This window comes from Achromobacter colocynthidis, from assembly GCF_057334535.1.
In genome coordinates this window covers 1-21,865 of record NZ_JBHFIZ010000002.1, presented here as the reverse complement: position 1 = coordinate 21,865, position 21,865 = coordinate 1, and the positions used below count along the sequence as shown (strand labels likewise).

Sequence of the window (21,865 nt, the reverse complement as noted above, 5' to 3'; positions counted from 1 at the left end):
TCACTTTCGGCGGGCTGTTCCCCCGAGTCCGTCCCTAGACAGGCTGCGGCACGGCGATGCGTCCCGCCCAGGGCTGGGCAGTTTCCAGTTGGGCCGACAAGGCCAGCACCACGGCTTCGTGGCCATAGCGGCCCACCACCTGTACGCCCACCGGCAGACCCGCATCGGGCCAGACCAGCGGCAAGCTGGCGGCCGGCTGGCCCGACGCATTGAACGCCAACGAGAACGTGCCGTAAGTGGCGACCTTGCGGCGGAAGTCCAGGAACGTGCCCTGGGCCGTGGACAATTCGCCCAACTTCAACGGCAGTTGCGTCAGCGAGGGCGACAGGATGGCGTCGTAGCCCTCCATATAGTTGTCAAGAATGCGGCCGATGGCATGGAAGCGGTTCACGCTGCCGATGTACTGCGCCGCCGGCAGCGACTTGCCGTATTCATAGCCTTGGCGCAGCACGGGTTCCAGGTCGTCGTCGGCCAAGGGCTGGCCGGTCAGGCCCAGCCGCGTGTCCACCGACAGCACGATGTTTCCGGCCAGCACATTGGCGTGGGCCTGCACGAAGGCGTCGTACTCGATGTCCGGTGGCGTGCCGTCCACGACCTCGTGGCCCAGCTCCCGGCATAGCGCCGCCGCGCGCTCGACAGCGGCAACGCATTCGGGCGCCACGGCCACGCCATTGAAGGCGCTGCGCCACACAACGATGCGCATTTTTCGCGGGGGGGCAGACAACAGTTCCAGATAAGACGCCGGGGCGGCGGGCGCCGCATAGGGCGCGCCCGGCTCCGGGGCACACACGGCGTCCAGCGCGGCCGCCGTGTCGCGCACCGAGCGCGACAACACCCCATCCGTCGCCAGGCCGCCCCAGCCTTCGCCGCGCAACGGACCCATGGGCACGCGGCCCCGCGACACCTTCAACCCATACACGCCACAAGCAGCGGCCGGGATGCGGATGGAACCCCCGCCGTCGCTGCCATGCGCCAAGGGCACGATGCCTGCCGCCACCGCCGCCGCCGCGCCACCGCTGGACCCGCCCGTCGAGCGCGTCGGGTCCCAGGGGTTGCGGGTGGGGCCGCCGTTGCGCGCCGCCTCGGTGGTGGGCGCCATGCAGAATTCGGGCACGGTGGTGCGGGCAAACGGGATCAGGCCGGCGGCTTCAAAGCGGTCGGCCAACGTGGCGTTGCGGGCATAGCGCGTATCGTTCAACAGGCGGGAGCCCAGGCTGGACGGAAAGCGCGTGTGCGCCAGCCCGGAATCCTTCAGCAGGAACGGGATCGCGCCGAACACGCCCCGGGCCTGCCAGGCGCGCGCCACGTCCAGCGATTCTTCATAGCGCTCGTAGCAGAGCGCATTCATGGCCGGCGCGCGTTCCCGCGCCAGCTTGATGGCGCAGGCCATCAGGTCTTCGGGGCTGACTTCGCGCCTTGCCAACAAGTCCGCCAGCGCCAGCCCGTCCAGCGCCTGATACTCGGTGTCACGCATACTGCTTGCTCCTTGATGGGTCTGACAGCGCTTCCAGATCGGGTTTGTTCCAGGCCTTGCCCGGCACCGATTCGATCAGGCGGCGCGTGTATTCATGTTGTGGGTGGTAGAAAATCGTGGCCGCGCGTTCCAGCTCCACCAGTTGCCCCTGCCGCATGACGGCAATGCGGTCGCAGATCTGGGCCGCGACACGCAGGTCGTGGGTGATGAACAGCACGGACAAATCGAACTGCCCGCTTACGGTCTTAAGCAGGTCCAGCACCTGCGCCTGGATGGACACGTCCAGCGCCGACACCGCTTCGTCCGCCACCAGCAGCCGGGGCTTCAAGGCCAGGGCGCGCGCGATGCCCACGCGCTGGCGCTGCCCACCGGAAAATTGGTGCGGATAGCGGTCGCCCGCGTCTCCGCCCAAGCCCACCAGTTCCAGCAATTCACGCGCATCGCGCAGCGCGGTCTTGCGGCTGATGCCGAACGCGATGGGGCCTTGCGCCACCGCCTCGATCACGCGGTGGCGCGGGTTTAGCGATGCGTAGGGGTCCTGGAACACCATCTGGATCTGGCGGCGATAGGGGCGGAAGTCGCGCGGCTTCATGCCGACGAGTTCCTGCCCTTCCATGCGCACGCTGCCGCTGTCAGGCGAGATCAGGCCGATCAGCGTGCGGCCCAAGGTGGACTTGCCCGAGCCGGACTCGCCCACCAGGCCCAGCGTTTCGCCCTGCCGGATTTCCAGCGAGATATCGCGCAGTGCGTCGACCCGGCGCCCGCCGGTGGCGAAGGTCTTGCACAGCTTGTCCACCACCATCAGCGCGGGCGCCGCGCCGGCCTCTTCTTTGCCCTCGGGCTTGTGCGGCACGGCGGCGATCAACTGGCGCGTATAGGGATGCTGAGGGCGGTTCAGGATGTCTTGGGCGGCGCCCGCCTCCACCACCGCGCCCTTGCGCATGACGACGATGCGGTCGGCAATGTCGGCCACCACGCCAAAGTCGTGGGTGATGAAGATGACGCCGATGCCCATGCGCCGCTGGATGTCCTTGATCAGCCCGAGGATCTGCGCCTGTGTCGTGACATCCAGCGCGGTCGTGGGTTCATCCGCGATCAGCACGTCCGGCTCCAAGGCCAGCGCCATCGCGATCACCACGCGCTGCCGCTGCCCGCCCGACAACTGGAACGGAAAGGCGTCGATCATGGCGGCGGGATCCGGCAGCAGCACCTGTTCGAACAATTCCAGCACGCGCTGCTTGCGCGCCGAGGCGCTCAGCGTGGTGTGGCGTTCGAGCACTTCGTCCACCTGTCGGCCCACGCGCATGATGGGATTCAGCGCGGTCATGGGTTCCTGGAACACCATGCCGAACGACTTGCCGCGCAAGCCGTACCAGTCGGTGGCCGACAAGCCGACCAGGTCGCGTCCGCCGTACAGAATTTTCCCTTGCGTGATACTGAGTTGATCGTCCGGAAGCAGACCCATAATGGCGTGCGCCGTCACGGATTTTCCCGAACCCGATTCGCCGACCACGCACATGATTTCATTGCGGTTGACGGTGTACGACACGCCTTGCACGACCGTGGGTCCCCCATGGGCAGCGGTGACGCTAAGGTCGCGGATGTCAAGCAGCACGCTGTTCTGGTCGGCACTCATTGCGTTGCCCTCCTGCGGGCCAATTTGGGATTCAGGGCATCGTTGAGCGCTTCCCCGATCAGGTTCAGCGACAACACTGTCACCAAGATTGCCACGCCAGGGAACACGCTCATCCACCACGCATCCCGCAACACGCTGCGCGACATCCCGATGATGTAACCCCACGTTATGGCATTAGGGTCGCCCAGACCCAAGAAACTGAGGGCCGATTCCAGCAGGATTGCACTTGCGATCATCAGCGAGCCCGAAACAATCACGGGCGACAAACTGTTGGGTAGGATCTGCGTCAGAATAATGCGAATGTTGGACTGCCCTGCCAACATCGCGGCTTGCACGAATTCGCGGTTCTTCAGGCTCATGAATTCCGCCCGTACCAACCGCGCGAGCGGCGGCCACGACACCACCGCAATCGCGAAGATCACAGTCGCCATATTGGGGGTCAGAATGGCGACCAGCACCACCGCCAGGAAGAAGCTGGGAATGGTCTGGAACAGCTCGATAAAACCCACAATGGCTTGGTCCACGCGACCGCCATAAAAGCCGGCCAACGCCCCCACCGTGATGCCCACCAAGATGGACACAACGGTGGACACTGCAGCCAGTAGCAGGGTCACGCGGGACCCGTAAGCGATGCCAGTGGCAATATCGCGGCCCAAGGTATCAGTGCCCAGCAGCGCACCGTCGGACAGCGGCGGCATAAAGGGGCCGTTGACGATGTCCCACGGGCTGTCAGGAAAGATCCAACCAGCGGTAATGGCCATCAAGGTGACCAGCCCCAGCACGATCAGGCCGATGATGCCGCCCTTGTTGCGGCAGAAAGATTGTATGAACGCATTCATTTCAGTTCGATTCTGGGGTCCGCCACCGTGTAAAGAATGTCGGTGACAATGTTGACTACGACCACGATTAACGAGGCCACGAAAAACACGCCCAATAGCACGCTGTAGTCGCGCTGCACCAACGCGTCAAAGGCCAGTCGCCCGATACCAGGCCACGCGAACACCGTTTCGACCAATAGCGACCCGCCGATGAGCCCGCCCGCCTGAATACCCGCGTAGGTGATGACGGGCAGCAGCGCGTTGCGCAACACGTGCCGTACGATGACCGTGCGTTCTGACAAGCCCTTGGCGCGTGCTGTCTTGACGAAGTCAAGTTGGCTGATTTCGAGAATGGACGCGCGCGTTAGCCGGGCGTAGACGGCCATGTAAAACATGCCCAACGTCAACGCTGGCAGCAGCAAATGCTTGGCCACGTCGGCCATGCGCGCCATTCCCGTCAAGTCGGCACCGACACTTTCATAGCCGAAGGCGGGCAGCCACTCTAGATTGACCGAGAACAGCAGCACTAGCATCAGCCCCACCCAGAACAGCGGCGTGGCGTAAGCCAGCATGGACAGCGTGGTGATGACAGTGTCGCCCCATTTGCCCACCCGCAATGCGGCCTGTGTACCGAGGCTGATCCCGGCCAGCAACGCAAAGGCAAACGCCGACAACGTTAGCAACAGCGTCGCTGGCAGATGCTGCAAGATCAAGCTGGAAACAGACGCCTGTTGGCGGTAGGAATAGCCTAGATCAAACGTGGCGACGTTCTTCAGGTAATGTCCCAGTTGCACCGGGATGGGCTTGTCCAACCCGAACTCCTGACGCAGCTTTTCGATGAACTCGGCGTCCACCGCACCCGATTGCCCGGCAAGAATTTCAGCCGGATCACCCGGCGCCGCGCGAACCAGGAAGAAGTTAAAGAGCGCGATCATCAGCAGAACCAGGGCGCTCTTGACCACCCGATTCGCCAGGAATTTACTGACCGCCTTCATTCTTTGGACAGCCAAGTGTCGCTTTGCGTATCAACTACGCCAAGCGCGGTTGTCACCGCGTCATGCACGCGCTTGTTCAGCAGCGTGGAGGATTTGGTGTCGGCCAGCCACAGGACCGGCACGTCGTCTACCAGAATGCGTTGGACTTCGCTGTACAACTTCTGACGCTCTTCGTCGGTAGGGGCGGTGGCGGCGGCGTTGAAGAGTTCGTCGACCTTGGGGTTGTCGTACTGCGAGGTGTTGCTGAACATCAGCCCCTTCTTAATGTTGCTGCCCAGATAGGTGCGCGCCACGCCTATGGCCGGGTCGCCGTACTGAAACACGCCGTTGGCGGCCATATCGAAATCCCAGTTGCCCACGCGGCTGGTCCACCCGCCAACGTCGGTGCTTTCGATATTGACGGTCACGCCGATCTTGGACAGATTCTGCTTGATGTATTCCGCAGTGCGGCGTGGCGTTTCGCCGTAAGGCAGCGGTATCAGGCCGATGGTGGCGCGCACGCCCTTGGCGTCGGGCTTCAGACCCATTTCATCTAGCAACGCAATGGCTCGCTTCGGGTCGTACGGATACTTTTTGACGTTGGCGTCATAGAAACGCGTGTTGTGGTGAATGGGACCAGTGGCCACCGTACCCGACCCGAACATGATCTTGTCAACGATGAACTGACGGTTGATGCCATACATCAGCGCCTGACGGAATCGTTTGTCCGAGAAGGGATAACGGCTGCCGTTGAGCTCGAGCCAGTGCATGGTCGACCAATACTCATATCCCTTGTGGGTTTGATTAATGGTCGGCAGCTTGGCCACGCGCGCCACATCAACGGGCTCGATGTCTTGCTGCCATGCTTGCAGCACCGTGCCTTGTTCCAAAGCCACGCGACGCGAAGCCGAATCGGGAATCACGCGGTACGTGATGCCGTCCAGATAAGGCCGGCCTTCCTTCCAGTATTGCTCGTTCTTGACCAGTTCAATATATGACCCGCGTTCCCAGCGCTTGAACTTAAACGGGCCGGTACCGATCGGCGCGTTGTTGTTCGGATTCCGGCCAATTGGCGTGTCCACGTCGTACAGGTGCTTGGGCAGGATGGCGCCGCCGCCGATATCAAACGCGTACAGAAACGCCGAGTACGGCTGCTTTAATTTGAAAACGACCGTATGTGCGTCCGGTGCCGACACTTCTTGCACGTTGGCCATCAGCGTGCGTGTGCGTGGAGTGCTAGCCAGCACTTTGGTGTACGTAAACAGCACGTCGTCAGATGAGAACGGCTTACCGTCATGCCACTGCACCTTGGGCTGCAAGTGGAAGGTATAGGTCAGGCGGTCGGCGGACACGTCCCAAGACTTGGCCAGCCCAGGTTGCGGCTTCAGGTCGAAGGAATAGGTCAACAGGCTTTCGAAGATCTTGCCGGCAACCAATTGTGTACTCGCGACTTGCTGCACGGCCACGTTTAAAGTCGGCGGCTCGGGGCTCAGGATGGCAGTCAAGACGCCGCCATACTGGGGCGTTTCAGCCGCTTGCAAGACGGGAACAGACAGCGTTAACAGGCTCGCGGTGGCGAGGGTGAAGCGCGCTAAGGCGCACCGGGCGACAGGGAACGTCATGGCAGGAATTCCGTATGAAATGGAAGCGGCGGAAGACGGCGGCGGAAGGCCCGCCACCATCAGGCTGAGGTTTGCAGCGGCTCCACGCCGCACCAGTCGTGCATAAACAGCGCCAGCGATGTCGCGACGCGCACCATGCTGTCTACCGAGACGCATTCGTTGAAGCCGTGCACGTTCTGCACCTTTGGGCCGTAGCAGGTGACCGGCACGTCCATCATCAGGCGGAAGTGGCGACCGTCGGTGGTGGCGGTCATCGCAGTGGGCTGCGGCGCTTCTCCAGCGACGCGGCGGTGGGCGTCGGCCAGCAGTTGCATGGCAGGCACGTCTAGGTCGTACTCGCAGCCGGGAGCGTGGAAGCCCTCGTAGCGGATGTCGATGCGCACGTCGCTCTCCCTCAATGCGTCTTCAACGGCGCGAATACGCTTCTCGACCAACTCCTTGGCGGCGTCAATGCTCATGTCCGGGTAGCAAGCGATCCGCATGCCCAACGTGCAGACACTAGGCACCGACGAATTCCAGTCCCCGGCGTGGATTTGACCCAAATTGAAATTGATCGGGTGCGCGTGTTCTCGATAAGCCGGATGCCGGTTTTCCGGCATGTTCCATTCGTGCTCCACCTTTTTCATTTCGTCGACAATACGCAGGCCGATTTCGACAGGGTTGACGCCCGAGGTCATGTTGGCCGCGTGCGCCGGACGACCCACGACATCCACGTACATCCAGTACACGCCTAATTGCGCGCTCATCATGCGTTCGTTCGTGGGTTCGGGAATAACTACCGCGTCGAACGCGCTAAGTTTGGCCGCAGCGATGGCGCTTTGCAGCGCAGATACGGTGGCCAGCGTGCCGTTGCCGGTGTTTTCTTCTTCCAGCACGCCGTTAAAACCCACTGCGCCCGCAGGCTGCACGCCCAATTCCCGCAAGGCCTTGAAAGCGGCAAGCGCGCAGATGATCCCGGCCTTCATGTCACCCGCGCCGCGGCCATACAGCCAGCCTTCCCGCACTTCGCCGCTGAATGGCTTCGGATCCCAAAGTTCTTGCGGGCCGGTCGGTACCACATCAAGGTGGCCGTTGAAGAGCACGGCGCGGCCACCGGCGCTGCGCGGCTCGTGGCGTGCCAACACGTTGTAGCGGCCACCGTCCGGGCAGCAGGCGGGGGAATACAGCGGCAGGTTCTTGAGCTCTTCGGTGCGCAGCGCTATCCGCTCGGAAACGAGGCCCAGGTCCGCCAGGGCGGATTCCAGGAATTCCGCTGCGGGCATCTCTTGACCGGGCAGGCTGCGGCATTGCACGAATCCGGCCAGCGTGTCGATCATGTATGGGCGAAGCCGGTTGACTGCTTCTGCGATACGGGCCAGATCCAGCCTGGCTGCTACGGCACTGCTCATTGCACTCTCCTTGTCCACCACGGACTAAATCGCCTCTTAAGTATCATTTATTGATACTTCGATATCTATATGTGGAATGATAGGGGCCGTACAATTGCGAGGCAAGACGGAAAGCATGGGTGATTTCCCTAGCCTGGAAGAAAGCGAATTACTTCTACAGCGCGTATCCACGTACGGATATCGCCCGCCGAACCAACAGCAAAGACAAGAAGAAACTGGAGTACATCAACATGGCGACAACCGAGACCCGGTTCAACCAATCCCTGGCTAAAGGCTTCGGCATCTTGGAGGCGTTCTCCAATCACCCCGGCCCGCTGAGCCTGAACGAACTCGCGCAGTTATCGGGCCTCGACCGCAGCTCGACCCAGCGCATGTTGCATACGCTTGTGGCCCTTGGGTATCTGGAGCGCGGTAGTAACCAGCGCGGTTATGTGCTGGGGAAGAAGATCCTGGACCGAACGTTTGATTTCTTGCGCGGGCACCCCCTGCTGGAGCGCGCGACCCCCATCCTTGAGCAACTGCAGCAGGAATGCGGCGAGCGCGTGGATCTGAGCCTGTTTGACGACCTGACCATCGTGTATGCGCTACGTCGCCAGACCAAGCGCCAGACCTTCTACGCCACCCTGGTGGGTCGGCGCATGCCCACGTTCTCGTCCTCAGGCGGTCGCGCCATCATGTCGCATCTGCCCGATGACGAAGTCGACGACATCCTGGCACGCAGCCACTTGCGCCCGCTGACGCCTAAGACCATCACCGACCCCGACCTGATCCGGCAGCGCGTGCGCGAAGCGCGGGTGCAGGGCTACGCCATCTGCCAGGAAGAAAGCATGGTGGGCGAGATCGTGCTGGGCAGCGCGGTCGTCGACCACACCGGCCGCCCGATTGGGGCCATACATATCGCCGGCCTGCTGGCCGAATGGACGCTGGATTCCTTCTCGCAGCGCTTCAGTTCATTGGCGATTTCCGCCGCGCGGGCGCTCAGCGGCCGCCCCAACCGCAACTGAATGGGACGTCAAGGATCCGTAGGGTCCTTGACGTGCGCCCTCTTCAACCGCATCAAGGCCGACCCGCGTGCGGCACGTCCACCCGGGTCATCAGAATGTGGCCTTCGGGCTTGGCGCGACGGTTGGCCTCGATGAAATCCGGGGCGGCGGCCATGAATAGCGTGCAGCCGTCCGGCCCGCCCAGGGCCGCCGCGAAGATGCCGAATTCGCCGGTGTCGATCTGCTCCAGGATCTGGCCGCCGCGCGCCAGCCGCACGATCCGCTTGCCGATGGCGTCAGCCACCCATAGCGCGCCTTCCGCGTCCAGCGCCCCGCCGTCCGGGCCGATGGCCGACGCGGCGATCAACACCGACAGGTCGTCGCTATCGGGCAATGGCCCGAAGTTGGCCCAGTCGCGGCGCGGGCCCAGCGCGCCCGTGGGCAAGATGTCGAATTCCGAGATCCGGTTGCCGAAGGTTTCGTTGACGATCAGCGTCTTGCCGTCCGGCGTGATGAACGAACCGTTGGGAAAGCACAGCCCTTCGGCCACCGCCTGCGCCACGCCGTCCGTGTCCACCCGCACCAGCGTCGTCGTCGCGACCGGCTCGCCGGCCATCAGGTCAAAACCGAAATTACCCACGTAGGCCCGGCCCTGGTCATCCACCACCATGTCGTTGATGGGGCCGCCCGTAAGCGCCGACAGGTCGGCATGCACGGCCAGCGTGCCGTCGGCCTCGCGGCGCAGCACCTTGCGGTCTTTCATGGATGAGATCAGCAGGCGGCCATCGGGCAGCCAGCCCAGGCCCGAGGGCTGCTCTGGCACGCGGCAGATCTGTTCGATCTTGCCGGCCAGGTCCACGGCGATGACTTGCTCGGTGTAGAAGTCTGACGCCCACAGGCGGTCTTCGTGCCACCGCAGGCCTTCCAGATAGGTGTATCCGGACGCCAGCACGGACAGTTCGCGTTTCGGCATTGCTTGGTCTCCTTTTATGTTGCCGGTCGGGGCCGGTTCTTTATGTTCCCGGTCGGGCCGGTTTTTATTGATACGCCGTTTGGCGGCGGGCCCATTCTGGCACGCCGGAAGGTGTTACTGATACGTCCCCAGCATGACAACTGCGTGTCAGGAGTGCAGCGTTAACATCGCGCCCCAAGGGAAAACCCGCAGTTTGCAGGGTGCCCTGGCATACCCGTCACCGGACCGCTTTCCCGCCCCGTGCCGGCGGGCGCAGCCCCATTCCCCGGGGTCTTGCAGCGGCGGGCTCCTCGTTTTCCGTTTTGATCATGAATACAAAGAAGCTGACGCGCGCCATCGGCATCGCCATGGTGTTGGGCGTCCTGGTGGGCTACCTCTGCAACAAGACCGCGCAGGACGCCACAGAGGCCGCGCACATTGCCTCGTACTTCAGTCTGGTCACGGATATTTTCCTGCGCATGATCAAGATGATCATTGCCCCGCTGGTGTTCGCCACCCTGGTATCGGGTCTGGCCAGCATGAGCGACGCCAACGCCGTGGGCCGCATCGGCTTGCGCGCCATGGTCTGGTTCATTGCTGCTTCCGCCGTATCGCTGCTGCTGGGCCTGCTGCTGGTCAATCTGTTCCAGCCGGGCGCGCACATGAATCTGGCGATACCCGACGCGGGCTTCACCTCGGGCTTGAAGACGGGCGACTTCACGCTCAAGGCCTTCATTGCGCACGTGTTCCCCAAGAGCATCGCCGAGGCCATGGCCAACAACGAGATCTTGCAGATCCTGGTGTTCTCGCTGTTCTTCGGAGCCGCGCTGTCGTTCATACGCGGCAAGGGTCACAACACGATCTACACCCTGATCGACGAGCTGGCCAAGATCATGTTCCGCGTCACCGACTACGTGATGCGCTTTGCGCCGCTGGGCGTGTTCGCCGCCATGGCCGCCGCCATCACCACCGAAGGCCTGGGCGTGCTGGTCAGCTACGGCAAGTTGATCGGTGAGTTCTACCTGGGTCTGGCGCTGCTGTGGGCCATTCTGTTCGGCGTGGGCTATCTGTTTCTGGGCAAGTCCACGCGCCGCCTGGGCGGGCTGATCAAGGAACCGACCCTGCTGGCCTTTTCCACCGCCAGCAGCGAATCGGCCTACCCGAAAACCATTGAAGCGCTGGAACGCTTTGGCGTGTCCAAGCGCATTTCGGGCTTTGTGTTGCCGCTGGGGTATTCGTTCAACCTGGATGGTTCGATGATGTACCAGTCGTTCGCGGTGCTGTTCATTGCGCAGGCCTACAACATTGAGATGAGCTTTGCTCAGCAACTGACCTTGCTGCTGGTGCTGATGGTGACCAGCAAGGGCATGGCGGGCGTGGCCCGCGCGTCGCTGGTGGTGGTGGCAGCGACGCTGCCGATGTTCCATTTGCCCGAGGCCGGCCTGCTGCTGATCATGGGCATCGACCAGTTCTTCGACATGGGTCGCACGGCGACGAACGTGGTGGGCAACAGCCTGGCTACCGCCGTTATCGCCAAGCTGGAAGATAAGCGGGAAGACAACCCCGGCGACGCGGCCGCCGATGCGCCGGCGCGGCCGGCAACCGGCACGCCAGCAGTCGTGCGCGAAAACCAGGGGTAGTCGATTGGGTGGGGTCGACTGAACCGGGGCGACCCGATTCAGTCGACTGTATTCAGTCGTTCACCGAGCAGGACACCGGCGTGCCGTCTTCGAATTCAACGTCGTAGGTGTGGACCGGGTCCCAGGGCAGCGTGAACCAGAGTTCGTAGCCGTCGCCGTCTTCGTCGAACAGCCACAAGGCACGCAGCACGGCTTTTTCGGCCATGGCTTCGGCGGTTTCTTCCTGCAGCAACTGGTCGTCTTCCAGACCCAGCTTCTTGTAGTGCTCGTAGGAATAGTTATCCAGCAGGAACTCGGCCGCTGCCAGGATGTGATCGTCCAGATTGTCGATGATGGCCTTGACCACCTTGGACGCGCCGCTGTCGGGCTCTTCGCCATCCGTCTGGATCATGACGTGGATGGGGGGACGGCCATCGCCGACGGGCACGTTTTCGGCCGCCCACAGATCGGGTTCTTCGGGGTCTTGGTTGAAATTGAATCGTGCCATCGCGCGCTCCGGAAAATTGGATGACGAGCCGGAGAAGGGCCGGCTGCGCCTTAGGCCGTTACGCCCTTCGCCATTTAACCAGATGCCGGGCGACCCGTCTTTGACCCGCAACGATGTTTTTGCCCCTACACCCGTTCCAGCGGAAAATGCGGCAGTGCGGGAAGCTCGGCCCGGATGGCGTCGCCGGGGCTGACCGCCCCGCCCTCCACCACGATCCCCATGACGCCGGCGCGGCGTTGCAGGCTGCCGTCGGGGTTGCGGCCCAGAACGGCGCCCGTCAAGCCCTTCTGATACTGGTCCAACTGCACGCAGGGGTTGCGCAGCCCGGTGATCTCGACCACCGCGTCGGCCCCGATGCGCAGGCGCGCGCCGCGTGGCAAGGCCAGCAGATCGATACCCCGGGTGGTGATGTTTTCGCCCATCGTGCCTTCGGCGACGTTGAAACCGGCCAGTTGCAGCTCGTCGTGCAGCTCGGCCTGAATCAAATGCACCTGGCGCAGGTTCGGCTGCGTGGGGTCGGCGCGCACGCGCGAGCGATGCTTGACGGTCACCCCCTGATGCGCGTCACCCTCCACCCCCAGCCCGCGCAACAGCATGATCGTGGGCACTACAGGCTTGCTGAACGTGTGCGTGGCGCTGAGCGCGACGGCAATCACGATCGGATTCATCGCGGTTCTCCTGGAAGACATCGCCAACGGCTCAGGCCGCCGCCCGTTGAGGCTGGGGCGCCGCCGCCACGTGGGTACGCGACGGCTGATAGTGCGTGGAGAATACCAGCCGGCCGGCCGACCAGGTGTGACTGATCAATGGCAAGGCGCCCACCTGCGCCACCGCCACCAGATCGGCCCGCAGGCCCACGGCGATACGGCCCCGGTCCGACAGCCCGCAGGCGTCCGCGGGGTTCGCCGTGACCAGTGCAATCGCCTGCGGCCAGCTCAGGTCGGTCTGCGCGGCCACCGCGTAGGCCGCGGCGATCAGCGTGGACGGCTGATAGTCCGAACACAGGCAACTGGCCACGCCCGCGCGGATGGCGTCAATGGCCCGCATCGACCCGCTCTGGCTTTGGCCGCGCAGCACGTTCGGCGCCCCCAGAATCGTGGGCAGGCCGCAAGACACCGCGGCGCGGGCCGTATCCAGCGTGATCGGGAATTCGCTCATCGCCACGCCCAGGTTGCGCATGGTGGCAATGCGTTGAACGGAGTCGTCATCGTGGCTGGCGGTGGGGATACCTAGCGACTTCGCGTGCGCCAACAGCGTCTCTACCCGCGTCACCGCGCCATCTTTCGCGCGCGTCTTGGCGTGGGCGGCTTCCTCGGCCTGTTCCCGGGTCATTGCGTGGTTGCCCATCATGTATTGCAGATAGGACTCCAACGTCTTGAACTGGCCCTGCCCCGGCGAATGATCCATGACGGACAGCAGATCCACCGCACCCTCTTCCATCAGCGCGCGCAACACCGGCACCGAGGTTTCATCGGTGACTTCGTAGCGGCAATGCACGCGGTTATCCACCAGGCTGTGCGGGCGGAATGCGCGCAGCGTGCGCACCACTTCGGCCGCCGTCTGGTTGTTGCGCACCCCCAAATCCTTGTTCGCGAACGACAGCGCATGGTAGGGCGTGGTGATGCCGGCCGCGGCATTGCGGCGGTCGACCTGGGCCACGGCGAAGTCCAGGGGAAACAGCACGCGCGAACGGGGCTCGGCTTCTTTTTCGATGGCGTCGCAATGCAGGTCGATCAGCCCGGGCAACAAGGTCTGGCCCTGTAGATCGACCACGCGATCCGCGCGCGCGCCATCGGGTTCGATGGCGACGATGCGGCCGTCATCGATCAGCACCGCGCTGTTATCCAGCACGCGGTCGGGCAGCATCACGCGGGCGTGGGTCAGATAGGTGCTTTGCATGATTCCTCCGGTTGGGTCGACTCTGCCGTCTCAGCCGGCTCGGCCAACGCCGGCCGCAGCGCCAACGTTTTCGTGGCAACGGCGTCACGTACCTCGGCATCGTGAAAAATGCCCAGCAGGCAGCGGCCCGCCGCCAGGGCTTCGTGGATCAGCGCGATCACCACGCGGCGGTTGTCGGCGTCCAGCGATGCCGTGGGTTCATCCAGCAGCAAGATGGGATGGCGCGCGATGAAGCCACGCGCGATGTTCACACGCTGCTGCTCGCCGCCCGAAAACGTGGCGGGCGCCAGGCCCCACAGGCGCGGCGGCACGTTCAGGCGTTGCAACAAGGCGCCGGCCTGATCACGCGCGTCGTCTGCATCCACGCCCGCCATGCGCAGCGGCTCGGCCACCACATCCAGCGCGGATACGCGCGGAATCACCCGCAGGAACTGGCTGACATAGCCGATGACGTCGCGGCGCAAGGCCAGAATGCGTTGTTCGGGCGCGCCCACCAGCTCGACCCATTCGTCGTTTGCGCGCACACGGATGCTGCCTTCGGTGGCCAGATAGTTGCCGTACAGGCAGCGCAGCAAGGTGCTTTTACCGGTGCCCGACGGGCCGGCCAGTACCAGGCAATCGCCCGCAGCCGCATCGAAGTCCACCGCGTCCAGCACGGGCAGGCGAATACCGCCCTGGTTATGCAGGGTGAACATCTTTCCGAGGCCCCGCACCTCGATCATGGGAGTGGTTGCGCGCATGTTCAGCTCTGCAAAATGGAAGACACCAGCAACTGGGTGTAGGGGTGTTGGGGGTCGTCAAGAATCTGGTCGGTCAGCCCGCTTTCGACCACCACGCCGCCGCGCATCACCAGCGTGCGATGCGCCAGCAGGCGCGCCACCGCCAGGTCGTGCGTGACCACGATGGCGGCCAGGCCCAGGTCCGTGACCAACTGGCGCAACAGGTCCAACAAGCGCGCCTGCACCGACACGTCCAGCGACGCGGTCGGTTCGTCCATGAACACCAGGCGCGGATGCGTGACCAGATTGCGCGCGATCTGCAAGCGCTGCTGCATGCCGCCGGAAAACGACACCGGCGTATCGTCCAGGCGGCCCGCGTCGATCTCCATCTTTTGCAGCCAGTTGCCCGCCACGGCGCGCAGGTCACCGTAATGCCGGTCGCCCACAGCCATCAGGCGCTCGGCGATATTGGCGCCCGCGCTGACCTGCATGCGCAGACCGTCGCGCGCGTTCTGCCGCACAAAGCCCCAATCGGTGCGCGACAACAGGCGCAGCCGCGCGCCGGGCAGCGCGGCCAGGTCGATGAAGCCCTGGTCTCGCGTGTCGTACCAGACGCTGCCGGCGTCCGGCTGGGTTTGGTATGACACGGCCGACAGCAAGGTGCTCTTGCCCGAGCCGGACTCACCGACCACGCACAGGACTTCGCCGGGAAACAGGTCAAAGCTGACGTCGCGGCAGCCATGCACGCCGTCCCAGGTGCGCGTCATGTTGCGCACGGAAAGCAAGGGTTGCGGGTGGGGTTGGGGGTTCATGCCGTGGCCTCGTCGTTGCGTTGTTGCGCTTGGCGGTGGTTGCAGTATTCCGTGTCCGAACACACGAAGCGGCGCGTGCCCGCGTCGTCCAGGATGATTTCATCCAGATAGCTGTCGCGCGATCCGCACAGGTCGCAGCATTCGGTCCAGGTTTCCACGGTGAAGGGGTGATCGTCGAAGTCCAGGCTTTTGACGCGGGTGTACGGCGGCACGGCATAGACGCGCTTTTCGCGGCCGGCGCCGAACAGCATCAGCGCGGGGTTGCCGTCCAGCTTGGGGTTGTCGAACTTCGGGATGGGCGACGGGCGCATCATGTAGCGGTCGTTCACGATGACGGGGTAGTCGTAGGTGGTGGCGATGTGGCCGTGCTGCGCGATGTCTTCGTACAGCTTGACGTGCATGCCGCCGTATTCGGCCAGCGCGTGCATCGTGCGGGTTTCGGTTTCACTGGGTTCAAGCCAGCGCAACGGTTCCGGAATCGGCACCTGGTAGACCATCACCTGCCCTTCGCGCAGCGGCGTTTCAGGAATGCGATGGCGCGTCTGCACAATGGTGGCGTCCGGCGTGGATTCCGTCGTGGCCACGCCCGTGACGCGGCCAAAGAAGCGGCGGATGTTGATGGCGTTGGTGGTGTCGTCCGACCCTTGGTCGATGACCTTCAACACGTCGTCCTGGCCGATGATGGCCGCCGTGACCTGGATGCCACCCGTGCCCCAGCCATAAGGCAGCGGCATCTCGCGGCTGCCGAACGGCACCTGGTAGCCGGGTATGGCCACCGCCTTGAGCAGCGCGCGGCGCAGCATGCGCTTGGTGGATTCGTCGAGATACGCAAAGTTGTAGTGGTCGTCGCGTTCGACCGTGGCGTGTTGGGCGCTCATTGGGAAACAGCCTCGTCGATCAGATCGTTGGGAGCGGCTTGGGGGGTGGGGTGCAACGCAGCCCCGTCCGAGCGCAAGCGGCGCAGCAATTCCAGGTTCGCCTGGAAGTCCACGTAATGCGGCAGCTTCAAGTGCTGCACAAAGCCGGACGCCTCGACGTTGTCGCTGTGATACAGCACGAACTCGTGGTCGTTGGCGGGCGAATCGGCGCGTTCGCCCAGGTCCTTGGCCTTCAACGCGCGGTCCACCAGCGCCATCGACATGGCTTTGCGTTCGCCGTAGCCGAAGGTGAGGCCGTAGCCGCGCGTGAACTTCGGGCCGGCTTCGGCGTTGCCCGCGAACTGGCTCACCATCTGGCATTCGGTGATTTCAATTTCGCCCACCGTGACAGCAAAGCCCAGCTCTTCGATGTGCATCTCCACTTCCAGCGTGCCGTAGCGGATCTCGGCCGCGAACGGATGGGTGTTGCCGTATCCGCGCTGCGTGGAATAGCCCATGGACAACAAGAATCCTTCGTCGGCGCGCGCCAGGTTCTGCAGGCGGGCCGCGCGCGAGGCCGGAAAGTCCAGCGGCTGGCGCGTCAGGTCGAAGGGTTCGGGGTCGCCTTCGGGCACGGGTTCGGCGTCGATCAATTCATCGTGCGCCAACAGATCCGTCACGCGCGGCATGGCGCTGTCCAGCGCCTCACCGCCGGCGGGCAGCGCGTCGGCCTCGCGCTGCGCTTCCAGCGTGAAATCCAGCAAGCGTTGCGTGTAGTCGTAGGTGGGGCCCAGGATCTGGCCGCCCGGCACGTCCTTGAAGGTGGACGAGATACGGCGCTGCAAGCGCATGGCGCCCGTGTCGATCGGCTGCGTGTAGCCATAGCGCGACAAGGTCGTGCGATAGGCGCGCAGCAGGAACACCGCTTCGATCACGTCGCCCGCCGCTTGCTTGAGCGCCAGCGAGGCCAGTTGCGGGTCGTAGAGCGAACCCTCGGCCATCACGCGCGACACCGCCAGCGGCATCTGTTCGCGAATCTGGTCCAGGCTTAGCTCGGGTACCGCGCGGTCGCCGCGCCGGTAGGCGTCCAGCATGCGGTAGGAATTCAGGATGGCGCGTTCGCCCCCTTTGACGGCTACGTACATGTCAGTTCTCCACCCGCGTCGTGCGCGGCAGTCCACACATCCGCCAGTCTTGCGTCAGGAACACGTCGACGCCAAGCGGAAACAGTTGATGGTTCAGGCGCCAGTCGCGCCAGAAGCCCTCGGGCAGGCCCGCCACCGACAGCGCTTGCCGCGTCTGGATACCCGGGCCGGTCAGGCTGACCGCGTGGCCGTCGGCAAGCGAGCCCACTTCAAGCAGCAAGGTCGTGGACAAGTCCGGATACGCCGGGTCGCCGGGATGGCAGGCGGACAGCGCGGGTGCATCGCAACCCATCGGCACGGCGGCAAAGCGCGCCAGCGACGGCGATGGCACGATGGGGCAGCCGCAATGAAAGCGCAGGAAGGCCAGCGCGTCGGCGCTCACTTCGGGGGGCAACCACAAGGGCGTATCGCCGTCCACCAACGTCAGCAGCAGCGCCGTCATGGCCGGCGACAAGCCGGCGGGCACGCCGCATTGGGCAGTGATTTCTTCCACGCGCCCGGGATGCGCCAGGGCTTTAAGCGCGGCGCGAAAGGTGGTTTGCGCATCGTTGACCGGGTCGGCAAACCCCGGGATGAGGCCGCCGCGCGCGGCGGGCAACGTGGTGCTTGTCTGTGCTTGCATGTCAGTCCTCGCCCCGCACCATCGTGAAGAATTCAACCTTGGTCTGTGCCGCGACACGCGCCTGGGCGTCGACCTTATCGGCATGCTGGCGCGCCAGCGGCTGGATCAATTGCGCTTGCACGGTGTCGTGCCATTCCGGCAATTGCAGCAGCGCGTCAGCCACTGCGGCCTGTTCGGCATGGCGCAGGGAACGCCCTTGCACGTAGGCCACGCCCACCACGCCGCCAGCCTGCGTGTCCAGCGTCACCGCGCAGCGCGTCACCGTCATTTCGCCCAGATTGAAACGCGCGCCGGTACCGCCGCTGCGCGCCCGCACCATGGCCATACCGGTTTGGGCCGGCCGCAGCATCTGGTGCTGGGGCACGCCATCCAAGCCACTGAATGCCCCTTCCAAGGCGGCCGGGTCCGCCAGGGACAACACGCGCATCCAGGCGGCGCGCCGGGTGTCGGGCGCTTGCTGCCCCGCTTGTGAGTGATCCATAATTTCCTCTACACGTCTAGACGACCGGATGAAGTATGATCGCTTGGAAATTGAAGTTCAACAGGCTGGCGTGAATTTTTGATGACAGTTGCGGTGCGTGTGCAGCGCCTATCCGGCGCGCGCCGCATCGGGCACAATCACAGCCATTCTTCATGAAGCTGATATGACAGCACGAGCAGACCCCATGGTTGAAAGAGGTTCCGGCATCGCCGTCTGGCGGCAAATTGGTGAGTCCCTGGCGGACGATATCCGCAACAAGCTCTATCTGGCGGGCGAGCAGTTGCCTTCCGAACCCGAGCTGGCCGCCAAGTTTTCGGTCAACCGCCACACCATCCGGCGCGCCATGGGCGAGCTGGAGCAAAGTGGGCTGGTCCGCATCGAACAGGGCCGTGGCACATTCGTGCAAGAGCACGCCATTGATTACGCCATCGGCAAGCGCACGCGCTTTTCCGAAAACCTGCGCAGCCAGGGCATGCTGGGCCACCAGGAAGTCCTGGGCAGCCAAACCTTGCGCGCGGCTGATATCGCCAAGCATTTGGGGCTGACCCGCACGGCCCCGCTGTTGCGCGTGCAAATCGTGGGCAAGGCTGAAAACCGCCCCATCAGCGCCTCGGAGCACTTCTTTGACGAAAAGCGCTTTCCGGATTTTGCCGACCGCCTGACAGCGCTGCGCTCGGTGTCCAAGGTATACGCGCACTACGGCATTGGCGACTACACGCGCAAATGGTCGCGCATTACCGCCGCGCTGCCCACGCCGGAAGTCGCGCGTCTGCTGGGCCAGCCCAAGACCCGCCCCATTTTGCAGATCGAGGCCTTGAACGTGGATCAGGACGGCGCCCCGCTGCAATACAGCATCACCCGCTTTGTGGGCGATCTGGTGCAGTTGATGGTGGCGGACGACAGCTAAGCGGCACGGCCCTGTTCGGGCCGACCAGCAATTGAACACATCTAGACATCTGGTTGTCATGCAAAATCGATAACGTCACGCCATGAACTCACACGCCCCCTCGCCCCTGGCCGGTGTTACAGGCCAACGCATCCTGACGCCGCGTGGCGTCGAACAAGCCAGCCTGCGCTTTCAGGGCGGACTCATCGACGACGGCGGCGGCTCGCCCGCCCGTGGCGCGCCGTGGTTCGACGCCGGCCAACTGCTGGTGCTGCCCGGCATCGTGGACTTGCACGGCGACGCTTTCGAACGCGCCATCATGCCCCGCCCCAGTGTCACCTTTCCGTATGACAGCGCCTTGTTCGACGTAGACCGCCAATTGCTGGCCAACGGCATCACCACCGAATTCCATGGCGTGACGCTGTCCTGGGAAGGCGGGTTGCGCGGCGAGGCCTATGCCGAACGGATGTTCGATGCGCTGGAGCGCATGCAGCCGATGATGGGCGCGCGGCACTATGTGCATCTGCGCTTTGAAACGCACCATGTGGGCGGCGTAGAGCTTGCCCAGCAATGGATCCGCGACGGGCGTGTGCGCTTTCTGGCGCTGAATGATCACTTGCCCGGCATGGCCCGCCGCCTGGGCGACGACCGCAAGCTGATGCAATACGCGAGCCGCGCGGAATGCGATCTGGACACCTTCCAGCAACGCATCCGCGCCGCGATGTCGGCGGCGGATTCCGTGGCCGACGCCATGCGCGAACTGACGGTGTGCGCGCAGGCAGCCGGCTTGAAAGTCGCCTCGCATGATGACCCCGACGCCGCCACGCGCCGCTACTACCATCAACTGGGCTGCGGCGTGGCCGAGTTTCCGCTGACCCGTGAAGCCGCCTGCGTGGCGCGAGATCTGGGCAATTCCGTGGTCTTCGGCGCGCCCAACGTCGTGCGCGGCGGCAGCCATACCGGCGCACCCAGCGCCACCGAGATGGTGCAGGCGGGCCTGTGCGACATCCTGACGTCCGACTACTACTACCCGGCGCCGCTGGCGGCCGTGATGCGCTTGGTGCAAGACGGCGTGCTGCCGCTGGCGCAGGCCTGGAACCTGGTGTCGATGAACCCCGCGCGTGCCGCCGGCTTGAAAGACCGTGGCGCGCTGGCCCCGGGCCTGATCGCCGACGCCATCGTGGTGGACGACAACGTGCCGGGCTTGCCGCGCGTGGTGGCGGCCATCGTCGGCGGCGAACTGCGCTACGCCACGCGCGTGTTCGGCGACGGCCACAGCCAACGCATGGCGGCTTGATCATGCCGCTTGCCCACCGCTACGCCTTGTACCTGTCGCCCAGTGGACCGTGGCGCGAATGCGGCAGCCGCTGGCTGGGCCGCTGCGCGGACACGGGCGAACTGCTGCCGCCCTTGCCTGGTCAGCCCGACGCCGCGCGCGGCTGGACCGACGCGCCACGCCATTACGGCCTGCACGCCACCTTGAAGCCGCCTTTCCGCCTGGCCTCCGGCGCCACGCCGCAAGCGCTGGACGCGGCGGTGCGAACGCTGGTCAACGGCATCAGCCCTTTCAACCTGACGCTGGAATGCGAAACGCTGCGCGGATTTCTGGCCTGGCGCATTGCGGACGCGGACATCCAAGGCCAGGCCCGCATCCAGGCGTTGGCGGATGCCGCCGTGCAAACGCTGGACGTCTTTCGTGCCCCGCCCACGCCCGAGGAAATCGCGCGGCGCCAACCCCATGCCCTGACGCCCGAACAACAGGCGATGCTGGCGCGTTGGGGCTACCCGTATGTCTTCGACACCTACACCTTTCACATCACGCTGACCGGCAAGCTGGCGGGCGATGCGCTGGAGCAGGCGCAACGCAGCATCGCCGCCTTTGCCGACCCGCTGCGCGGCCAGGCGATGCCCGTGTCCAGCGTCAGCCTCTTCGTGCAGCCTGAACCCGGGGCCGATTTTGTGGCGGCGCGCCACTACCATTTCGACGGCACGCAGTTCGACGCCGTCGGCGCGCCTGCCCTGCAAGGCCCCGCCGCGCCATGACCACGCCCGCCCCACCCTTGCCGCCCGCCGACGGTGCGCGCCTGATCTACCTGATGGGTGCATCGGGCAGCGGCAAGGACACTTTGCTGCGCTGGCTGCGCGCGCATCTGCATGCAGAAGAACCCGTGTTGGTGGCGCACCGCTACATCACCCGCGATAGCGGCGGCACGGAAGACGCGCTGGCCTTGACGCCGGAAGAGTTTGCGCGGCGCGCGGCGCTGGGTTGCTTTGCCCTGCGTTGGGCCAGCCATGGCTTGCAATACGGCATCGGCATCGAGATCGATACCTGGCTGGCCTGCGGCGCGGCGGTGATCGTGAACGGTTCGCGCGAGCATCTGCAAGCGGCGCACCAGCGCTACCCGGCATTGACCGCCGTGGAAGTCACCGTGGACCCATCCGTGCTTGCGCAACGGCTGGCGGGCCGGGG

The 21,865-nt window shown here is 64.4% G+C and carries 22 protein-coding genes; 6 read left to right on the top strand and 16 right to left on the bottom strand.

Going from position 1 to position 21,865, the window contains the following annotated elements:
• Positions 1 to 34 precede the first annotated feature (34 nt).
• The 6 genes from ACE04A_RS00450 to ACE04A_RS00425 all read right to left on the bottom strand — a co-directional run bounded on the left by ACE04A_RS00450 (position 35) and on the right by ACE04A_RS00425 (position 7,912).
• A complete protein-coding gene (locus tag ACE04A_RS00450; RefSeq protein WP_485819778.1) occupies positions 35 to 1,474 on the bottom strand; it encodes an amidase in 1,440 nt (479 codons plus the stop codon).
• Positions 1,467 to 3,110, bottom strand: a complete 1,644-nt coding sequence (locus ACE04A_RS00445) for an ABC transporter ATP-binding protein (RefSeq protein ID WP_448717721.1) — start codon at positions 3,108 to 3,110, stop codon at positions 1,467 to 1,469. The genes ACE04A_RS00450 and ACE04A_RS00445 overlap by 8 nt, the downstream gene beginning before the upstream one ends.
• Positions 3,107 to 3,949 carry an ABC transporter permease gene (locus ACE04A_RS00440; protein ID WP_046804409.1) on the bottom strand — a complete coding sequence of 281 codons (843 nt, stop codon included), beginning with the start codon at positions 3,947 to 3,949 and terminating at the stop codon, positions 3,107 to 3,109. The genes ACE04A_RS00445 and ACE04A_RS00440 overlap by 4 nt, the downstream gene beginning before the upstream one ends.
• Positions 3,946 to 4,923 (bottom strand): ABC transporter permease, encoded by a 978-nt coding sequence (locus ACE04A_RS00435; protein WP_046804408.1) that lies wholly within the window; start codon positions 4,921 to 4,923, stop codon positions 3,946 to 3,948. Before ACE04A_RS00435 ends, ACE04A_RS00440 begins: the two co-directional genes overlap by 4 nt.
• Entirely contained in the window at positions 4,920 to 6,407 is a 1,488-nt protein-coding gene (locus tag ACE04A_RS00430) for an ABC transporter substrate-binding protein (protein WP_447990961.1), read from the bottom strand. Before ACE04A_RS00430 ends, ACE04A_RS00435 begins: the two co-directional genes overlap by 4 nt.
• Before the next feature lie 176 nt (positions 6,408 to 6,583).
• A complete protein-coding gene (locus ACE04A_RS00425) occupies positions 6,584 to 7,912 on the bottom strand; it encodes an ArgE/DapE family deacylase (protein ID WP_259251471.1) in 1,329 nt (442 codons plus the stop codon).
• A gap of 119 nt (positions 7,913 to 8,031) precedes the next feature.
• Between ACE04A_RS00425 and ACE04A_RS00420 the strand changes: the two genes are divergently transcribed.
• Entirely contained in the window at positions 8,032 to 8,916 is an 885-nt protein-coding gene (locus ACE04A_RS00420; RefSeq protein ID WP_255444344.1) for an IclR family transcriptional regulator, read from the top strand.
• 52 nt (positions 8,917 to 8,968) lie between these two features.
• Here ACE04A_RS00420 and ACE04A_RS00415 read toward each other — a convergent pair whose 3' ends face one another.
• Complete coding sequence (locus tag ACE04A_RS00415) at positions 8,969 to 9,868, bottom strand: SMP-30/gluconolactonase/LRE family protein (RefSeq protein ID WP_279995288.1); 900 nt, start codon at positions 9,866 to 9,868, stop codon at positions 8,969 to 8,971.
• A gap of 308 nt (positions 9,869 to 10,176) precedes the next feature.
• On the opposite strand from ACE04A_RS00415, the gene ACE04A_RS00410 reads away from it, so the two are divergent.
• Positions 10,177 to 11,487, top strand: a complete 1,311-nt coding sequence (locus ACE04A_RS00410; RefSeq protein WP_438858337.1) for a dicarboxylate/amino acid:cation symporter — start codon at positions 10,177 to 10,179, stop codon at positions 11,485 to 11,487.
• A gap of 52 nt (positions 11,488 to 11,539) precedes the next feature.
• Here ACE04A_RS00410 and ACE04A_RS00405 read toward each other — a convergent pair whose 3' ends face one another.
• The 9 genes from ACE04A_RS00405 to phnG all read right to left on the bottom strand — a co-directional run bounded on the left by ACE04A_RS00405 (position 11,540) and on the right by phnG (position 18,509).
• Entirely contained in the window at positions 11,540 to 11,974 is a 435-nt protein-coding gene (locus tag ACE04A_RS00405; protein WP_259249432.1) for a hypothetical protein, read from the bottom strand.
• 125 nt (positions 11,975 to 12,099) lie between these two features.
• Positions 12,100 to 12,642, bottom strand: coding sequence for an MOSC domain-containing protein (locus ACE04A_RS00400; RefSeq protein ID WP_259249434.1), 543 nt, complete (start codon positions 12,640 to 12,642; stop codon positions 12,100 to 12,102).
• Positions 12,643 to 12,673: 31 nt separating this feature from the next.
• The gene (locus ACE04A_RS00395; RefSeq protein WP_448717720.1) at positions 12,674 to 13,873 is read right to left on the bottom strand and encodes an alpha-D-ribose 1-methylphosphonate 5-triphosphate diphosphatase; all 1,200 of its coding nucleotides are present in this window, start codon (positions 13,871 to 13,873) and stop codon (positions 12,674 to 12,676) included.
• A complete protein-coding gene (phnL, locus tag ACE04A_RS00390; protein ID WP_259249438.1) occupies positions 13,855 to 14,613 on the bottom strand; it encodes a phosphonate C-P lyase system protein PhnL in 759 nt (252 codons plus the stop codon). The genes ACE04A_RS00395 and phnL overlap by 19 nt, the downstream gene beginning before the upstream one ends.
• Positions 14,614 to 14,615: 2 nt before the next feature.
• Positions 14,616 to 15,404 (bottom strand): phosphonate C-P lyase system protein PhnK, encoded by a 789-nt coding sequence (gene phnK / locus ACE04A_RS00385; protein WP_100854869.1) that lies wholly within the window; start codon positions 15,402 to 15,404, stop codon positions 14,616 to 14,618.
• Positions 15,401 to 16,282 (bottom strand): alpha-D-ribose 1-methylphosphonate 5-phosphate C-P-lyase PhnJ, encoded by an 882-nt coding sequence (locus tag ACE04A_RS00380; protein WP_259249440.1) that lies wholly within the window; start codon positions 16,280 to 16,282, stop codon positions 15,401 to 15,403. The genes phnK and ACE04A_RS00380 overlap by 4 nt, the downstream gene beginning before the upstream one ends.
• Entirely contained in the window at positions 16,279 to 17,406 is a 1,128-nt protein-coding gene (locus tag ACE04A_RS00375; protein WP_485819777.1) for a carbon-phosphorus lyase complex subunit, read from the bottom strand. Before ACE04A_RS00375 ends, ACE04A_RS00380 begins: the two co-directional genes overlap by 4 nt.
• 1 nt (position 17,407) lies before the next feature.
• Positions 17,408 to 18,028: a phosphonate C-P lyase system protein PhnH gene (gene phnH, locus ACE04A_RS00370; protein WP_448717718.1), complete on the bottom strand. Its 621-nt coding sequence runs from the start codon at positions 18,026 to 18,028 to the stop codon at positions 17,408 to 17,410.
• Between the two features lies 1 nt (position 18,029).
• Positions 18,030 to 18,509 (bottom strand): phosphonate C-P lyase system protein PhnG, encoded by a 480-nt coding sequence (phnG, locus tag ACE04A_RS00365; protein ID WP_448717717.1) that lies wholly within the window; start codon positions 18,507 to 18,509, stop codon positions 18,030 to 18,032.
• A gap of 184 nt (positions 18,510 to 18,693) precedes the next feature.
• On the opposite strand from phnG, the gene phnF reads away from it, so the two are divergent.
• From phnF to phnN, 4 genes are all read left to right on the top strand, one after another.
• A complete protein-coding gene (gene phnF, locus ACE04A_RS00360) occupies positions 18,694 to 19,416 on the top strand; it encodes a phosphonate metabolism transcriptional regulator PhnF (protein ID WP_100854864.1) in 723 nt (240 codons plus the stop codon).
• 82 nt (positions 19,417 to 19,498) lie between these two features.
• Positions 19,499 to 20,692 carry an alpha-D-ribose 1-methylphosphonate 5-triphosphate diphosphatase gene (locus ACE04A_RS00355; RefSeq protein ID WP_279995282.1) on the top strand — a complete coding sequence of 398 codons (1,194 nt, stop codon included), beginning with the start codon at positions 19,499 to 19,501 and terminating at the stop codon, positions 20,690 to 20,692.
• A 2-nt stretch (positions 20,693 to 20,694) separates the two neighbouring features.
• The gene (locus ACE04A_RS00350; RefSeq protein ID WP_448717714.1) at positions 20,695 to 21,438 is read left to right on the top strand and encodes a DUF1045 domain-containing protein; all 744 of its coding nucleotides are present in this window, start codon (positions 20,695 to 20,697) and stop codon (positions 21,436 to 21,438) included.
• Positions 21,435 to 21,865: phosphonate metabolism protein/1,5-bisphosphokinase (PRPP-forming) PhnN (gene phnN, locus ACE04A_RS00345; protein ID WP_485819776.1), on the top strand; the 431-nt coding region annotated here is incomplete at its 3' end. The genes ACE04A_RS00350 and phnN, both read left to right, overlap by 4 nt.

What these genes read in the sequence shown, in the direction of transcription:
- ACE04A_RS00450 (WP_485819778.1), bottom strand. Translation starts at nt 1,474, where the DNA reads ATGCGTGACACCGAGTATCAGGCGCTGGACGGGCTGGCGCTGGCGGAC.
- ACE04A_RS00445 (WP_448717721.1), bottom strand. Translation starts at nt 3,110, where the DNA reads ATGAGTGCCGACCAGAACAGCGTGCTGCTTGACATCCGCGACCTTAGC.
- ACE04A_RS00440 (WP_046804409.1), bottom strand. Translation starts at nt 3,949, where the DNA reads ATGAATGCGTTCATACAATCTTTCTGCCGCAACAAGGGCGGCATCATC.
- ACE04A_RS00435 (WP_046804408.1), bottom strand. Translation starts at nt 4,923, where the DNA reads ATGAAGGCGGTCAGTAAATTCCTGGCGAATCGGGTGGTCAAGAGCGCC.
- ACE04A_RS00425 (WP_259251471.1), bottom strand. Translation starts at nt 7,912, where the DNA reads ATGAGCAGTGCCGTAGCAGCCAGGCTGGATCTGGCCCGTATCGCAGAA.
- ACE04A_RS00415 (WP_279995288.1), bottom strand. Translation starts at nt 9,868, where the DNA reads ATGCCGAAACGCGAACTGTCCGTGCTGGCGTCCGGATACACCTATCTG.
- ACE04A_RS00410 (WP_438858337.1), top strand. Translation starts at nt 10,177, where the DNA reads ATGAATACAAAGAAGCTGACGCGCGCCATCGGCATCGCCATGGTGTTG.
- ACE04A_RS00405 (WP_259249432.1), bottom strand. Translation starts at nt 11,974, where the DNA reads ATGGCACGATTCAATTTCAACCAAGACCCCGAAGAACCCGATCTGTGG.
- ACE04A_RS00400 (WP_259249434.1), bottom strand. Translation starts at nt 12,642, where the DNA reads ATGAATCCGATCGTGATTGCCGTCGCGCTCAGCGCCACGCACACGTTC.
- ACE04A_RS00395 (WP_448717720.1), bottom strand. Translation starts at nt 13,873, where the DNA reads ATGCAAAGCACCTATCTGACCCACGCCCGCGTGATGCTGCCCGACCGC.
- phnL (WP_259249438.1), bottom strand. Translation starts at nt 14,613, where the DNA reads ATGCGCGCAACCACTCCCATGATCGAGGTGCGGGGCCTCGGAAAGATG.
- phnK (WP_100854869.1), bottom strand. Translation starts at nt 15,404, where the DNA reads ATGAACCCCCAACCCCACCCGCAACCCTTGCTTTCCGTGCGCAACATG.
- ACE04A_RS00380 (WP_259249440.1), bottom strand. Translation starts at nt 16,282, where the DNA reads ATGAGCGCCCAACACGCCACGGTCGAACGCGACGACCACTACAACTTT.
- ACE04A_RS00375 (WP_485819777.1), bottom strand. Translation starts at nt 17,406, where the DNA reads ATGTACGTAGCCGTCAAAGGGGGCGAACGCGCCATCCTGAATTCCTAC.
- phnH (WP_448717718.1), bottom strand. Translation starts at nt 18,028, where the DNA reads ATGCAAGCACAGACAAGCACCACGTTGCCCGCCGCGCGCGGCGGCCTC.
- phnG (WP_448717717.1), bottom strand. Translation starts at nt 18,509, where the DNA reads ATGGATCACTCACAAGCGGGGCAGCAAGCGCCCGACACCCGGCGCGCC.
- phnF (WP_100854864.1), top strand. Translation starts at nt 18,694, where the DNA reads ATGGTTGAAAGAGGTTCCGGCATCGCCGTCTGGCGGCAAATTGGTGAG.
- ACE04A_RS00355 (WP_279995282.1), top strand. Translation starts at nt 19,499, where the DNA reads ATGAACTCACACGCCCCCTCGCCCCTGGCCGGTGTTACAGGCCAACGC.
- ACE04A_RS00350 (WP_448717714.1), top strand. Translation starts at nt 20,695, where the DNA reads ATGCCGCTTGCCCACCGCTACGCCTTGTACCTGTCGCCCAGTGGACCG.